We start from the raw sequence: 13,951 nt of genomic DNA on the forward strand, positions 1-13,951 counted from the left end.
TCCTGTATATGTTATAATAGAAAAGTTTCCATATACATGCGCAACGAGGAGTGTTGAGATTGTTTAAAAAGTGGTTTAAAAAAGAAGAAACAATTGTTTCGCCATTAAACGGGGCAGCAGTGGCGATAGAAAGTGTGCCTGATCCTACATTTGCCGAGAAGATGGTTGGTGATGGGTTAGCGGTTGAACCGACAGATGGTCGGGTTGTGGCGCCTGTTGCTGGGAAGGTTGTACAAATCTTCCCGACGAATCATGCATTCGGTATTGAGACAGCCATTGGTGCAGAAATATTAATCCACATTGGCTTAGAGACCGTCGGGATGAAAGGGGAAGGGTTTACAGCGCGGGTAAAAGAAGGGGATACCGTGAAACCAGGTGACGTCATCATTGAGTTTGACCTTTCGCTTGTAAAGGAGAAAGCAGCGCACACCGTCACACCGATTGTTGTGACAAATGTGGATCAATTTGCGATTGAAAAGCAGCCCATTGGTGATGTGGTTGCTGGAGAAACGCCTTTGTTTACACTCATACCGCGCTAACGGGAAAATCCCCTTTTTTCGCGATGGACGGAAAGAAGGGGATGCCCTTTTTACAGCTACATATGGAGGCTATCGCGGAATAAAAAGACAAGCGTGGCGATCACGAAGCAATAGAGAGCAAAATAGACGAGCTTGCTTCGTTGGATGAGGCTGATAAAGAAGACGATGCCAAGCCATGAAGCAATAAATGTGATGACAAACGCGGCCGATAATTCGAGTAATCCGGTCTGCGCGAGCAAAGCGTCTGAACGAAGGTCTTGAATGGCCAGTACAGAAGAACCGAGAATGACCGGAATTGAAAGTAAGAAAGAGAAACGTACAGCTGTTTCTTTTGATAAGCCGGCAAAAACCCCAGCAATGAGCGTCGTCCCTGAGCGTGAAAGGCCCGGAATCAGTGCGAGGCATTGGGCAAGTCCAATGAAAACTCCGTCCCGCATTGTCAGTTCCCGTTCAGTCCGGTGACCATGTCGAACAACACGTTCGATAAGGATTAAAAATATCCCTGTAACGGCAAGTGAGATGGCAATAAACGTAGGTGTTTTAAGTGTTGCGCTAATATAGTCTTTAAAAAGAATACCAGCGATACCCGTAATCGCAGTGGCGGTGATTAAGTAGAGTGCAAAGTAAAACATCGTCCGATTTTCAGAGGAACGATTCGTGAAATATGCGAAGAAACCGCGTATAATGTTAAAGAGGTCCTGTCTATAATAAAGCATCACTGCAAGCACAGAAGCCAAGTGCAGCAAGATTTCGAAGCTAAAGCCATCAAATGACATATCAAACATAGACTGAACAATGATTAAGTGAGCGGAGCTTGAAATAGGTAAAAACTCTGTAATGCCTTGTACAAGCCCAAGAATAATCGCTTCTAGTAAGTTCATAGGAAGTTCCTTTCTGATCATGTATTTTAAGTGAATACCTAGGACGCTTTATTCATTCTAGCAAACTTTGAGCGAGACGAAAAGAGGGAACATCATGAGGTGGACAAAAATTGCAATTGTAGTACTCATCGTGGGTGTGGGCATACTGTTTTTTATTTTAAATCTGAACACAGAAGACCACCCGATTGGTGTTGGTGACAAAATGCCAGATATGAAGTTACCAATCTACGGAGAGGGTGAGCGTGGTTTACAAGACTATAAAGGCGATCTCGTGGTGCTAAATGTGTGGGCTTCGTGGTGTGAACCGTGTGTAAGAGAAATGCCAGCGCTAATGGAAGTGGCAGATCATTATGAAGATGAGCCTGTCTCAGTCGTCACGGTAAATATGCAGGCGCGTGAGGTCCAGGCTCAAGATGCGCTTGACTTTATCGACGAACAACAACTTACATTGCCTGTCTTGTTAGATGCGGAAGGTCATTTTTTAGCGCGTGTACAAGTGTCGGTGCTGCCAACGACGTACATAATGGATGAAAATTTTGTTGTTGTTGAAATGATTCGTGGTGAAGTGACCCGTGACTGGCTCATCGAAAAGATTGAATCCCATCTATAAGTAAGGACTCACTTACCTCGGTTGTTTTTTGCATGAATAAGTGTAAGTGTAGGTCTACTCGGACTTTTTTTATTGGTCATGGCATCATGCCAGTCACGAACCGTCGGATAGAATTGGGCGGCTTGTTTCAGCTTTGCGAGCACTTCCCACTTCTTACCTGCGATAATGATGCGTTCGTCACAATAATAAATATGCATGGATTTGCTCCTTTTTCTTTTTAAGATGTGTCCTATGTGATACACTTTTATGCATTGAGAATGAGAGACATGCGTGGAGGGATGGAAAATGGATTCATTTTATGAGAAAACATTGCAGACAAAAACACTTTACGAAGGGAAGGTGATTCAAGTAGACATTGAGGAAGTAGCACTTCCTAATGGAAAAACATCAACCCGTGAGTTGGTTCGTCACCCCGGTGCGGTTGCAGTTATTGTGTATACCGATGAGGGTAAGCTCGTCCTTGTGGAGCAGTATCGGAAAGCGCTTGAAAAAACATTGATAGAGATTCCGGCTGGAAAAATGGAGAAAGGCGAAGCGCCGCTTCATACGGCGGAACGCGAGTTGGTGGAAGAGACAGGATATACGGCAGACGCGCTTGAGTACATCGGTTCTTTTTACACGTCACCAGGATTTGCGGATGAGTGTGTGTATTTGTATGAGGCACAAGGGGTTGTAAAAGGTGAACAAAATTTGGATGAAGATGAATTTGTCAACGTGATTGAGGTGACACTTGAGGAAGCTGAAGCGCTGATGGCTAAAGAAAAGATTCATGATGCAAAGACGTGTTACGCGGTGCAATATTTAAAAATGAAAAAGATGCAACATCGCTTGACGTGATCGGCTAATTTTTTTGTTCATAGGTTTGTCCTTCTCTGCATATTAGTGAAAGAAGTGAGGGGGACAAGCCGATGAGCACAAGTCGCATTTATGATGCTATAACCAGTCATGTACTAGAACATCGATCCATTTATTTTTTCACAGCGACACTCTTCCTAATTGGTGTCATCGTTGGCGCTGTCATCGTCAACAGTTTGAGCTTGAGTCAAAGACATGATTTATTTACGTACGTTAGTCAGTTTTTTCATGAAATGAACAAAGGCTACATTGATGTATCTTCAAGTGATCTGTTTGTGCACAGCTTTATGCATTATGGGAAGTATTTTGGTTTCTTATGGGTATTAGGTGTTTCACTCATTGGGTTACCAGTCATCTTTGTGTTGTTATTTGCCAAAGGGGTTGTCGTTGGCTTTACAGTAGGTTTCCTCGTCAACCAGATGGGAGCGCAAGGGTTTTTACTATCTTTTGTATCTGTGTTGCCACAAAATATTATTTTAGTGCCGGCATTCATTGTTGTTAGTACAGTTAGTGCGGCATTTTGCATACGTTTAATGAGACAAACGATTGGAAAAGTTGAAAGTGAACCATTTTTCCCTCATTTCCTTCGCTACACGATGTTGGTATTAACCGTAGGGGCATTTGTTACAGTGGCGTCGTTCTTTGAAGCGTACGTTTCTCCTGTATTGATGAGAGCGGTAGTGACGTCATTTTGACAGCGAATGGCGATGTAATTGATAATGATTATTAATTGACAGTTGTTATTATCAAGTTTATAATGAGGGGTAGCTTCGCTCGACAGGTAGGGGGAGTTGGATGAAAAATCGTTTGGACAGCATAAAAAAGCAGCTACATGCCCAAAGTTATAAACTTACGCCCCAACGTGAGGCGACGGTATTGGTGTTGCTTGAACATGAATCCGCCCATTTGAGCGCAGAAGATGTGTATCTTCTCGTCAAAGAAAAAGCACCCGAAATTGGCTTGGCAACCGTCTATCGGACACTCGAATTATTAACAGAACTTGAAGTGGTTGATAAGATTAATTTTGGTGATGGTGTTTCGCGCTTTGATTTGCGTAAAGAAGGCGCCAGTCATTCTCATCATCATCTCGTTTGTATCGAATGTGGCGCAGTTGATGAGATTCAAGAAGATTTGTTAGGTGATGTTGAAGCAGTGATTGAAAACAAGTATCGGTTCAGTGTGAAAGACCATCGTCTCACTTTCCATGGCATTTGTCACCGGCATAGTGAGAAAGAAGGTGCGACTGAACAAAATGAAGAGAATGAACAAATGCAAGTATAGACCGTTCTTACGTGGGTAGGGGCGGTTTTTTGATGTATAAAAATACATCAAGCGGACATAGGTTAGAAAGAGGATACAAAAGGAGGCATCATCATGCAAGCAGCATGGGATTTAGTTAAGGTCATGATTTTGTTTATTGGCTGCACAGTGCTCTTTTATTATGGTATGCTGTGGATAAGCAACGAATATAGCCAGTACAAGCATCATCAAGAGCCAGAAGGAAAAGCATTGAAAGTCATCAATGTAGATAAAGATGTGTTGCCAGCGATGGGTGAGCGACTCGGGCTTTTTTACCAGCTAGGGGAATGAGCGCGTCGCTTTTTTCTTTTGACACATGTAGAAGGGAGAAGCAATTGATGGGGATGACGCATGATTTAGATGAATTTGTGCATTTTATTAAGGTAGAACGCGGTTTGTCACAAAATACAATTGCAGCGTATTTGCGTGATTTAAAGCAGTACGAGCGATTTTTATGTGAGAAAAAAGGGTGTACAACGTATCAAGAGGTAACGCGCGCGGACATTCAAGATTACTTATATACGGTGAAGTCATCAGGGAAATCAACAGCAACGTTGGCGCGACTGGTGACGTCCATTCGAACGTTTCACCAATTTTTACAGCGGGAGAAGTGGACAGACCATGATCCTTCGTCGCTCATTACACCACCGAAGATCGATAAGCGATTACCGAAAGTGTTATCGCTTGAAGAAGTGGATGCTTTACTGACGATCCCGGATGGACGGACTCCGTTTGGATTACGGAATAAAGCGATGCTGGAAACGCTCTATGCGACAGGTATTCGCGTGTCAGAGTTACTATCGTTACATATCAGTGATGCACATGTGTCAATGGGGTTTGTTCGTGTCATTGGCAAAGGTGATAAAGAAAGAATTGTGCCGCTCGGTCGTCAAGCAGCAGAAGCCATTTCCATTTATTTAGAACGTGGTCGGTCGCAGTTATTGAAAAAGCATGCATGTGACCACCTATTTTTAAATCATCATGGGAAGCCGCTATCGCGTCAAGGATTTTGGAAAATCATTAAGCAGCTTGCCACGGAGGCTGCGATTAGGCGTCCACTTAGTCCACATACATTGCGTCATTCATTTGCCACACATTTGTTAGAAAATGGCGCGGATTTGCGCGCTGTCCAAGAAATGCTCGGACACGCTGATATATCAACGACACAGATTTACACACATGTGTCAAAATCGCGAATGAAAGATGTTTATCAGGCTTTTCACCCACGTGCATAGAAAAAACTACTTGTCAGACCTCTGACAAGAGAGTAAAGTATAGGTGTAAGATGAATTTTTTTATCAAACAATGTCGTGTTTGAAGGAGGAAGACGATGGCAAATCAATTTAAACGGATATTTTTAGTTGTGATGGATTCGGTCGGAATTGGTGCCGCTCCAGATGCCGATAAATTTGGGGATGAAGGAACAAATACACTTGGTTCGATTGCAACCGCTTTTAACGGCTTAGACGTACCAAACTTGGAGCGTCTTGGTTTAGGTTTAATTGCTCCGCTTGAAGGTGTCGAGGCAGTGAAGCAACCTGAAGCAAGCTACGGTAAGATGCAAGAGGCTTCACTTGGGAAAGATACAATGACGGGGCACTGGGAGATCATGGGGTTACATGTGACAGAGCCTTTTCGTGTGTTTCCAGACGGATTTCCAGACGAATTATTAGCGGAAATCACGGCGTTCTCTGGAAGAGGGATTCTCGGTAATAAAGTGGCTTCGGGCACAGAAATATTAGATGAGCTTGGCGAAGAGCATATGAAAACAGGTGATTTAATTGTTTATACGTCGGCCGATTCCGTGTTACAAATTGCGGCGCATGAGGAAGTCGTTCCGCTAGAAGAGTTATACAAGATTTGTGAGAAGGCACGCGAATTAACATTGGATCCAAAATATATGGTGGGCCGCATTATTGCCAGACCTTTTCTTGGTACGAAAGGCGCGTTTAAACGAACGCCAAACCGTCATGATTATGCGTTAAAACCATTTGAACCGACCGTGATGAATACGCTTCAAGATGCGGGACTTGACTCAATCGCCCTCGGGAAGATTTCGGACATTTATGATGGTGAAGGCGTGACGGAAGCCGTTCGCACAGTATCTAACGATGATGGCATGGACAAGCTGCTCGAACAGGTTGCGCGCCCATTTCATGGATTATGCTTTTTAAACCTCGTTGATTTTGATGCGTTATATGGTCACCGGCGCGATGTGAAAGGGTACGGGGAGGCATTGCTTGCTTTTGATGCCCAACTCGGTTCCGTTCTTTCAGCACTTGAGGAAGATGACTTACTCATCATTACAGCAGATCACGGCAATGATCCGACCCATACGGGAACAGACCACACAAGAGAACTTGTGCCGTTGCTCGTTTACAATAAACAAGTACAACCAGTTGACTTAGGAACACGGCAAACATTTGCCGATATTGGTGCGACGGTTGCTGAGAACTTTGGTGTACAAGCACCGAAGCATGGGAAAAGTTTTCTCAACCAAATCAAGTAATCCAATTTTTTTGCGGGGAGTGAATGACATGACGATGAAAACAAAAGTACAAGAAGCAGCAGAAGCCATTCAAGCAAAATTAACAGTGAAACCACGTGTTGGTTTGATTTTAGGCTCAGGATTAGGCGTATTAGCAGAGGAAATTGCGGAGGCAGTGAAGCTTCCTTATGAAACATTGCCGCATTTTCCCGTCTCCACTGTTTCCGGGCATGCAGGACAATTAGTAGCGGGGAAACTTCAAGGGAAAGACGTTATTGCAATGCAAGGGCGTTTTCATTACTACGAAGGGTACTCAATGCAAGAAGTAACATTCCCAGTGCGGGTCATGAAAGCGCTTGGGGTGACCCATGTGCTTGTAACGAATGCAGCTGGTGGTGTTAATAAGGCGTTTAACGTTGGTGATTTAATGTTGATCACAGATCACATTAATCTCATGGGTGACAACCCGCTCATGGGGAAAAATGAAGACGATTTTGGGCCTCGTTTCCCGGATATGTCAGAGGCATACAGTCACACACTTCGGACGCTTGCACAAGGAAAAGCGGATGAACTTGGCTTAAAATTGCAGGAAGGTGTGTACGTGGGCAATAGCGGTCCAACTTACGAAACACCGGCAGAAGTGCGGATGGCACGTACGCTAGGTGGCGATGCAGTTGGGATGTCAACTGTTCCGGAAGTCATTGTTGCTCGCCACACTGGCCTTGAAGTGCTTGGCATTTCTTGTATTACAAACATGGCCGCTGGCGTCCTCCCGCAGCCATTATCACACGAAGAAGTCATTGAAACGACAGAAATGGTGCGAGCTGATTTTCTGGCGCTCGTCAAAGCGATTGTTGGGGAAATGGTTTAAAAAAGAATTGCGATCAGCCGCTAGGGCGAGGTGCGTGGCGGCTGAATCATGACATTTTAAGGGGTGTGGGACAGATGAGAATGGTTGATTTGATTGAGAAAAAACGTGACGGCTTGCCGTTAACAAAAGAAGAAATTGAATGGTGTGTAGCTGGCTACACGAATGGAGAAATTCCTGACTATCAAATGTCAGCGCTTGCGATGGCGATTTATTTTCAAGATTTGAATGAAGATGAGCGGGCTGAACTGACGATGTCAATGGCTGAATCCGGTGATCAAATTGATTTGTCACAAATTGAAGGCATCAAAGTCGACAAGCATTCTACCGGTGGCGTTGGTGATAAAACAACGATTGCATTAGCACCGCTCGTGGCAGCACTTGGTGTACCTGTTGCGAAAATGTCCGGACGAGGTCTTGGGCACACAGGTGGGACAATTGACAAATTGGAAGCGATCCCGGGATTTGACTGTGAAATGGATACAGACACATTTGTTTCGCTTGTAAATAAAAATAAAGTTGCTGTGGCGGGACAAACAGGTAACTTAACCCCAGCGGATAAGAAGTTATATGCGCTACGCGATGTGACCGGGTCAGTCAACGCCATGGCACTCATTGCAAGTTCTATTATGAGCAAAAAGATTGCTTCTGGTGCAGATGCGATTGTACTTGATGTGAAGACTGGTTCAGGTGCTTTTATGAAAACACTAGAAGATTCTACGGCACTCGCTCAAGCGATGGTCAACATTGGCGATCGTGTGGGTCGGCAAACGATGGCAATCATTTCTGATATGAGTCAACCACTTGGGAAAGCGGTTGGAAACGCGTTAGAAATCCAGGAAGCGATTGATGTTGTCAAAGGCAAAGGTCCAGATGATGTAAGAGAATTGTGCTTAGTGCTCGGGAGTCATATGGTTTACTTCGCGAAAAAAGCACCGTCAGTGGAAGCGGCACGACAAATGTTAATTGAAGTGATTGAGAACGGCAAGGCCGAAGAAGTATTAAAAACATTTATTGCTGCACAAGGCGGGAATCCAAATGTTGTTGATGATCCGACGATCTTCGCGCAAGCACAACACAAGATTGCTGTGAAAGCGACTAATGCAGGTACCGTTGAATCAATTGCCGCAAATCAAATTGGCGTTGCAGCGATGAAGCTTGGGGCCGGACGAGCAACAAAAGAAGATGAAATTGATTTGAGTGTCGGCTTAATTTTAGAGAAAAAGGTCGGTGATCGCGTCGAGAAAGGCGATACGCTCGTAACATTGCATGCAAGTACACTGCAAGTAGACGAAGTGACAGACTTAATTCATGAAGCTTATACAATTGGCACCCACGATACGCCGGCACCAACGTTAATTTATAAAGAGGTTTATCCTTCTTAACCTTAAACGATAGATAAAGGAAACATTTAAAAAGGCTGTCCCTTTGGTGGACGGTCTTTTTGTATAGGAAGTAAAACGAGACAACTGAGGGTTCCAGTTGTCTTCATTGGAAGTGTCCGAGTATTTAAGAGACGTTTCTATTTACATTCCTTCTTTTTTCTTTTCTTCTTTGTAGGCGACGTTTGATGAGTACCCCGATAAATAAAATGAACGAACAGCCTAACATAATGTATGTGAAGGAAGAAGAAATAATATCTTCTGCGTGATGCCCATAAAAATAGAAGAGGAGACCAACCACGTAAAACTTTACTGCTCTTCCAATGGACGCATAAAGCATTAGTTTCCATAGTGAAAAATGTAGTGAACCAGATAGAATGGTAAAAATTTTAAAGGGGATCGGGGTAAAAGAGCCAATTAAAATCGCTGCCTCGCCATTGCGTCGAAATAATGTTTCCGCTTTTTGTAACTTGTCCGGATTAAGGAAACGCTGAAGTACTTTATTTCCAAGTAATTTGCCGAGAAAGTAACCAATCGGTGTCCCAGCGAGACAAGCAATATATCCAGCTGTCGCTAGTAAAAGCGCTTGATTCGGATTGACAAGACTCAGAGAGACTTGTGTGAAAAAAGCAGGGACAGGGAAGACGATCGCATCTAAAAATGAGTGTATCACTAGCCCCCAATAACCAAAATCCTCCAAGAAGTTTACGAATGATTCCATTGATACACGATCCCCCCGCACAGTATAAAAACGTAGTGTTTATTGATATTATCGCATATGGCACGGATGAATGGCTACTATTTTCACTCGGATAACAATGTTTTTAAGCATTCTTTTGCAGAAGATGACAATCGATACATCAGAAAAGCACTCCAGTGAGTATACGACTGGAGTGCAGGAGTTATTTACGTAATGTTTCTTCAGAAAGTTCAGGGTGGATACGTGTCGGTTCAGTGACACGATCATCAGTGATGTGCACTTGGCACATCTTGTTATCCCTCATAAACTTGAATACGCCATTATTGAAATCCGTACCCGTTTCTTTAAAGAAAATACCTTCATATTGTACGTTTCTGTTGTGAGTAAATACGAGCCGATAGCCTTGATCGTCTTCTACGATGTAAGCACGACAACCTTTTTCAAAATGACCTTCTAACCCTTTGAGGGCACGATCACAAGAAACAACATGGAAGTCAACAAAAGGGATTTCACGTAGGAGCACATTAATAAATGATCCTTTCGTGATTTCTTCCCAGCGGCTCTTTGCTGTCTGTCCAATGATGATTTGCGTAATGTGGTTCTCACGTGCGATTTCAGCGATCACTTTCGCAGCGGGTCGTTTTTCATTATCACGGATGAAAAATTGTTCGACGTCGTGTTCATCGGTGAGTTGTTTCCAGCGGTCAATATAAGCAGACTTTTCGGCGTCTAATTCATCGTAAGGAACGGGATCCACTGTCAAAATGTATAATGGACAATCAAGCATATGTGCAATTTTAGCGCCACGTTTAATGAGGCGTTCACCGTTTGGTCCGTAATAGACACATACTAAAATACTTTCATCCATACGTCCTTTTGCTTTTTTCATACAGGAGCTCACCTCAGGGTTTGTTAAAATTAAAGTGTTGTTAAAACCGATCGCGTAAAAAGAGTTTGGCGATATGACAGATGTATGCATGTACGCGTCATATTGTGCAAGTATTATCGTTTGATATAAAATAAACCATCATTCTCAAGGGGAATACCTAAAAGATAGGCATTCATTTGTCTGTAAGTCTCTATGGGTGCATTTACAGAGAAAATAGTTTATAATTAAAGATAACACGTGATCAACTGCCCCGCAGTTCTCCTTTACTATATATAAGAAATTAAATAACTTGAATCATACTCACTGCGTTCACCTAGAAAAGAAAGCGCATTGTAGTGGTATGAAACATATAAAATCTTTAATTCCTTGTATATATCTTTATCATCATATAGAAATCATGAGGACAAAATGATTGTATAAACACATACGCCACAACGATAGTTCCAAATATTGCTTACATCATACCCCTTTTGTATGAGAAACGCAAGGGTGATTGTGAAGATCTTTTCAGATAATAAAACAAGGAATTTTATATTACCATGTAAGGGGCAGGGTGTCCAAATAAATGACTACATAAGTTTTAGAGTACGTAAGTGGAAGGGTGTGCGTTTGACAGAATGATTATAGCAATTTTCATCCCATTTATTGTAGCAATATTGGTGCCGTTTTTTTATAGAAGAATTTCACACATACATACAGGTTGGTTTGTAATGATTGTGCCTTTAGCGCTGTTTTGTTTTTTGTTAAAACAGATTCCTCATATTTCAGCAGGTGGTACATATTTAGAGACATTTCAGTGGATCCCTTCACTGGGTATTCAATTAGCCATGTATGTTGATGGCCTTAGTTTAACATTGAGCTTATTGATTACCGGAATCGGAAGCTTGGTGGTGTTGTATTCCATTTATTATTTGTCGATGGAACGCGAAGCACTACATCGTTTTTATATTTATTTATTAATCTTTATGGGTTCGATGCTTGGGGTTGTGTTTTCAGATCATTTACTCGTTTTGTATGTATTTTGGGAACTCACGAGTATCTCCTCATTTTTATTAATTGCTTTTTGGTATCACCGGCGCCAGTCTCGTTACGGGGCACAAAAGTCGTTACTTATTACGGTTGCTGGCGGTCTTAGTATGCTTGTTGGGTTTCTCATGATGGGTGGGATGGCCGATACATTTAGCATTCGCGAACTGCTTGGAGAGATGGCGAAGTATACAAATCACGAATGGTTTACACCCGCGATGATTTTAGTATTGTTGGGGGCATTTACAAAATCAGCACAATTCCCTTTCCATATATGGTTGCCTGATGCAATGGAGGCACCTACACCTGTTAGTGCTTACCTACATTCAGCAACCATGGTGAAAGCTGGGATTTATTTAGTGGCACGTTTTACGCCACTATTTGGTGGCGGGCCAGTGTGGTTTTGGGTCGTGACGTCTGTGGGACTTGTGACGTTACTTTGGGGTTCTTTTTCGGCGATTCGACAAACGGATTTAAAAGCGATGCTCGCTTATTCAACGATTAGTCAGCTTGGCTTGATGATGAGCTTATTGGGATTTGGCTCAGCCGCACTTCATTTTGATCAGATTGATGATCTCACCGTAGCTTATTCTCTAGGAATTTTTGCGGCGATCTTTCATCTTGTGAATCACGCCTTATTCAAAGCAGCGCTGTTTATGGTTGTAGGAATTGTGGATCATGAAACCGGCACACGAGATATCCGCAAACTAAGTGGGCTGATGGCAGTGATGCCGATTACTTTTACGTTAGCGGTTGCCGGTAGTTTTTCCATGGCAGGATTGCCGCCCTTCAATGGTTTTTTAAGCAAAGAGATGTTTTTCACAAGCGTCTTAAATGCGTCAGAACTGACCGTTTTTTCCATGGAGTCATGGGGGGCAATATTATTAGTTGTTGCTTGGGTTGCCAGCATATTCACGTTTGTGTACTGTTGTGTGTTTGTGTTCCGGACATTCTTCGGCAAACATGAACCAGAGAAGTTGGATAAGAAAGCACACGAACCACCGGTTGGTATGCTCATCGCACCAGTGATTTTAATTAGTTTGGTGGTTGTGACATTCTTCTTTCCAAATGTCATAGGACGTCATCTCTTGAAGCCTGCTTATGATGCCATTTTGCCACTGTACGCATCTACGGGAACAACTGCCTTTCAGATCGATGCTTGGCATGGGAAGATTACGACTGAACTATGGATGACAGCAGGGGTCATTGTGGTGGGTGTACTGTTGTATCGTATCTTACCTTATTGGATGTGGGTTTATGCACTTTTCCCGCGTAAATGGTCTTTTGATTCACTTTATCATGGGTCGTTGCTTCGCATGGAGCAATCTGCGCAAATGATGACGAGACGATATATGACAGGAAATATGCATCATTATTTAGTCTATATCTTTGTGATTGTACTCACCATGATTGCATCGACGTTGTTTATTTCTGGTGCATTTCAAATTGATACTTCGCAAGATGCACCGATTCGAGTGTATGAGATGATTTTAAGTGTGGTCATGATGGTGGCAGCAATCTCTATTTTATTTGCGAAATCGCGCTTAACAGCGATTATCTTAAATGGTGTACTCGGCTATATGTTAGCATTGTTTTTTGTCTTTTTTAGAGCACCTGATTTAGCGTTGACACAATTAGTTGTAGAAACCGTTTCAGCAGCATTGTTTTTATTATGCTTTTACTTTCTGCCAAAGTGGGAAAAGGAAAAGTCCTCTGCGCGTACGAAAGTGATGAATATGGTTATTGCGCTTTCAGCAGGGACGATTGTGACATTAGTGGCTTTATCTGTGCACAGTCAACGGTTATTTGAATCCATTTCAACCTTTTATGAAGATGCATATGAATTGACAGGTGCTAAAAATATTGTCAATGCGATCTTAGGTGATTTTCGAGCATTTGATACAATGATGGAAGTGGTTGTTCTTATGACAGCAGGTCTAGGTGTGTATATACTCATCAAGTTGACCCATAAGAAGGGCGGGCAAGACGTTGAAAACCAATGATGTGATTTTACAAACAGTGACGAAAATTGCCGTGTTCATTATTCTGATATATGGTGTTCACTTGTTTTTGGCAGGTCATTATGAACCTGGCGGCGGTTTTGTCGGTGGTCTTGTACTAGCGACGGCACTTGTCTTGTTGTACTTGGCTTTTGATGTTGAAACCGTGCAAAAAGGCATAGGATTCAACTTTAGAATGGTGGCAGCAACAGGCGCAGCTTTGTCCATTTTGACGGGGGTAATGGCGATTTTATTTGATGTGCCATTTTTAAAACAATCGGAGACACATGTGGTGTTGCCGATACTTGGGGAAGTCTTACTTTCCTCTGTCGTCTTATTCGAAGCAGGAGTTGCGCTAGCAGTGATAGGTACAGTTGTAACGATTATTCTTAGTATAAGTGAGGATGTGTAGCA

At 42.8% G+C, this 13,951-nt stretch carries 16 protein-coding genes; 12 read left to right on the top strand and 4 right to left on the bottom strand.

The window, feature by feature from the left end; genetic code table 11:
* The first annotated feature begins 59 nt into the window (after positions 1 to 59).
* A complete protein-coding gene (locus NSQ26_RS04065; RefSeq protein WP_499719271.1) occupies positions 60 to 539 on the top strand; it encodes a PTS sugar transporter subunit IIA in 480 nt (159 codons plus the stop codon).
* A gap of 56 nt (positions 540 to 595) precedes the next feature.
* Here NSQ26_RS04065 and uppP read toward each other — a convergent pair whose 3' ends face one another.
* Positions 596 to 1,420, bottom strand: a complete 825-nt coding sequence (gene uppP, locus NSQ26_RS04070) for an undecaprenyl-diphosphatase UppP (protein ID WP_499719273.1) — start codon at positions 1,418 to 1,420, stop codon at positions 596 to 598.
* 94 nt (positions 1,421 to 1,514) lie between these two features.
* On the opposite strand from uppP, the gene NSQ26_RS04075 reads away from it, so the two are divergent.
* Positions 1,515 to 2,030 (top strand): TlpA family protein disulfide reductase, encoded by a 516-nt coding sequence (locus NSQ26_RS04075; RefSeq protein WP_499719275.1) that lies wholly within the window; start codon positions 1,515 to 1,517, stop codon positions 2,028 to 2,030.
* 8 nt (positions 2,031 to 2,038) lie between these two features.
* Here NSQ26_RS04075 and mciZ read toward each other — a convergent pair whose 3' ends face one another.
* Positions 2,039 to 2,227 (bottom strand): Z-ring formation inhibitor MciZ, encoded by a 189-nt coding sequence (gene mciZ / locus NSQ26_RS04080; RefSeq protein WP_499719277.1) that lies wholly within the window; start codon positions 2,225 to 2,227, stop codon positions 2,039 to 2,041.
* Positions 2,228 to 2,315: 88 nt separating this feature from the next.
* Here mciZ and NSQ26_RS04085 point away from each other — a divergent pair, with 88 nt between their 5' ends.
* The 8 genes from NSQ26_RS04085 to NSQ26_RS04120 all read left to right on the top strand — a co-directional run bounded on the left by NSQ26_RS04085 (position 2,316) and on the right by NSQ26_RS04120 (position 8,925).
* Entirely contained in the window at positions 2,316 to 2,867 is a 552-nt protein-coding gene (locus tag NSQ26_RS04085) for an NUDIX hydrolase (RefSeq protein ID WP_499719279.1), read from the top strand.
* 71 nt (positions 2,868 to 2,938) lie between these two features.
* Entirely contained in the window at positions 2,939 to 3,580 is a 642-nt protein-coding gene (spoIIM, locus tag NSQ26_RS04090; RefSeq protein ID WP_090776129.1) for a stage II sporulation protein M, read from the top strand.
* Between the two features lie 100 nt (positions 3,581 to 3,680).
* On the top strand, positions 3,681 to 4,166 hold the full coding sequence (gene fur / locus NSQ26_RS04095) for a ferric iron uptake transcriptional regulator (protein ID WP_090776130.1): 486 nt from the start codon (positions 3,681 to 3,683) through the stop codon (positions 4,164 to 4,166).
* A 93-nt stretch (positions 4,167 to 4,259) separates the two neighbouring features.
* A complete protein-coding gene (locus tag NSQ26_RS04100) occupies positions 4,260 to 4,475 on the top strand; it encodes a DUF4227 family protein (protein ID WP_499719280.1) in 216 nt (71 codons plus the stop codon).
* Between the two features lie 53 nt (positions 4,476 to 4,528).
* Positions 4,529 to 5,419, top strand: coding sequence for a site-specific tyrosine recombinase XerD (xerD, locus tag NSQ26_RS04105; RefSeq protein WP_499719980.1), 891 nt, complete (start codon positions 4,529 to 4,531; stop codon positions 5,417 to 5,419).
* A 95-nt stretch (positions 5,420 to 5,514) separates the two neighbouring features.
* Positions 5,515 to 6,693, top strand: a complete 1,179-nt coding sequence (gene deoB / locus NSQ26_RS04110) for a phosphopentomutase (protein WP_499719281.1) — start codon at positions 5,515 to 5,517, stop codon at positions 6,691 to 6,693.
* Positions 6,694 to 6,727: 34 nt separating this feature from the next.
* On the top strand, positions 6,728 to 7,543 hold the full coding sequence (locus NSQ26_RS04115; RefSeq protein ID WP_499719981.1) for a purine-nucleoside phosphorylase: 816 nt from the start codon (positions 6,728 to 6,730) through the stop codon (positions 7,541 to 7,543).
* Positions 7,544 to 7,617: 74 nt separating this feature from the next.
* Positions 7,618 to 8,925 (top strand): pyrimidine-nucleoside phosphorylase, encoded by a 1,308-nt coding sequence (locus NSQ26_RS04120; protein WP_499719283.1) that lies wholly within the window; start codon positions 7,618 to 7,620, stop codon positions 8,923 to 8,925.
* Between the two features lie 124 nt (positions 8,926 to 9,049).
* On the opposite strand, the gene NSQ26_RS04125 is transcribed toward NSQ26_RS04120, so the two are convergent.
* A complete protein-coding gene (locus tag NSQ26_RS04125) occupies positions 9,050 to 9,643 on the bottom strand; it encodes a YqaA family protein (RefSeq protein ID WP_499719285.1) in 594 nt (197 codons plus the stop codon).
* Between the two features lie 181 nt (positions 9,644 to 9,824).
* Positions 9,825 to 10,511 carry a universal stress protein gene (locus NSQ26_RS04130; RefSeq protein WP_499719287.1) on the bottom strand — a complete coding sequence of 229 codons (687 nt, stop codon included), beginning with the start codon at positions 10,509 to 10,511 and terminating at the stop codon, positions 9,825 to 9,827.
* 617 nt (positions 10,512 to 11,128) lie between these two features.
* Between NSQ26_RS04130 and NSQ26_RS04135 the strand changes: the two genes are divergently transcribed.
* The gene (locus NSQ26_RS04135) at positions 11,129 to 13,540 is read left to right on the top strand and encodes a Na+/H+ antiporter subunit A (protein ID WP_499719289.1); all 2,412 of its coding nucleotides are present in this window, start codon (positions 11,129 to 11,131) and stop codon (positions 13,538 to 13,540) included.
* Complete coding sequence (locus NSQ26_RS04140) at positions 13,527 to 13,949, top strand: Na(+)/H(+) antiporter subunit B (RefSeq protein ID WP_499719290.1); 423 nt, start codon at positions 13,527 to 13,529, stop codon at positions 13,947 to 13,949. Before NSQ26_RS04135 ends, NSQ26_RS04140 begins: the two co-directional genes overlap by 14 nt.
* Positions 13,950 to 13,951: the final 2 nt, after the last annotated feature.

The sequence above is a fragment of the Bacillus sp. FSL W7-1360 genome, assembly GCF_038592975.1.
GTDB classification, from domain to species: Bacteria; Bacillota; Bacilli; order Bacillales; family Bacillaceae_D; genus Shouchella; species Shouchella lonarensis.

Bases quoted from the DNA above. Each gene is read 5' to 3' on its own strand.
- uppP (WP_499719273.1), bottom strand. From the start codon at position 1,420: ATGAACTTACTAGAAGCGATTATTCTTGGGCTTGTACAAGGCATTACA.
- NSQ26_RS04075 (WP_499719275.1), top strand. From the start codon at position 1,515: ATGAGGTGGACAAAAATTGCAATTGTAGTACTCATCGTGGGTGTGGGC.
- mciZ (WP_499719277.1), bottom strand. From the start codon at position 2,227: ATGCATATTTATTATTGTGACGAACGCATCATTATCGCAGGTAAGAAG.
- NSQ26_RS04085 (WP_499719279.1), top strand. From the start codon at position 2,316: ATGGATTCATTTTATGAGAAAACATTGCAGACAAAAACACTTTACGAA.
- spoIIM (WP_090776129.1), top strand. From the start codon at position 2,939: ATGAGCACAAGTCGCATTTATGATGCTATAACCAGTCATGTACTAGAA.
- fur (WP_090776130.1), top strand. From the start codon at position 3,681: ATGAAAAATCGTTTGGACAGCATAAAAAAGCAGCTACATGCCCAAAGT.
- NSQ26_RS04100 (WP_499719280.1), top strand. From the start codon at position 4,260: ATGCAAGCAGCATGGGATTTAGTTAAGGTCATGATTTTGTTTATTGGC.
- xerD (WP_499719980.1), top strand. From the start codon at position 4,529: ATGACGCATGATTTAGATGAATTTGTGCATTTTATTAAGGTAGAACGC.
- deoB (WP_499719281.1), top strand. From the start codon at position 5,515: ATGGCAAATCAATTTAAACGGATATTTTTAGTTGTGATGGATTCGGTC.
- NSQ26_RS04115 (WP_499719981.1), top strand. From the start codon at position 6,728: ATGAAAACAAAAGTACAAGAAGCAGCAGAAGCCATTCAAGCAAAATTA.
- NSQ26_RS04120 (WP_499719283.1), top strand. From the start codon at position 7,618: ATGAGAATGGTTGATTTGATTGAGAAAAAACGTGACGGCTTGCCGTTA.
- NSQ26_RS04125 (WP_499719285.1), bottom strand. From the start codon at position 9,643: ATGGAATCATTCGTAAACTTCTTGGAGGATTTTGGTTATTGGGGGCTA.
- NSQ26_RS04130 (WP_499719287.1), bottom strand. From the start codon at position 10,511: ATGAAAAAAGCAAAAGGACGTATGGATGAAAGTATTTTAGTATGTGTC.
- NSQ26_RS04135 (WP_499719289.1), top strand. From the start codon at position 11,129: ATGATTATAGCAATTTTCATCCCATTTATTGTAGCAATATTGGTGCCG.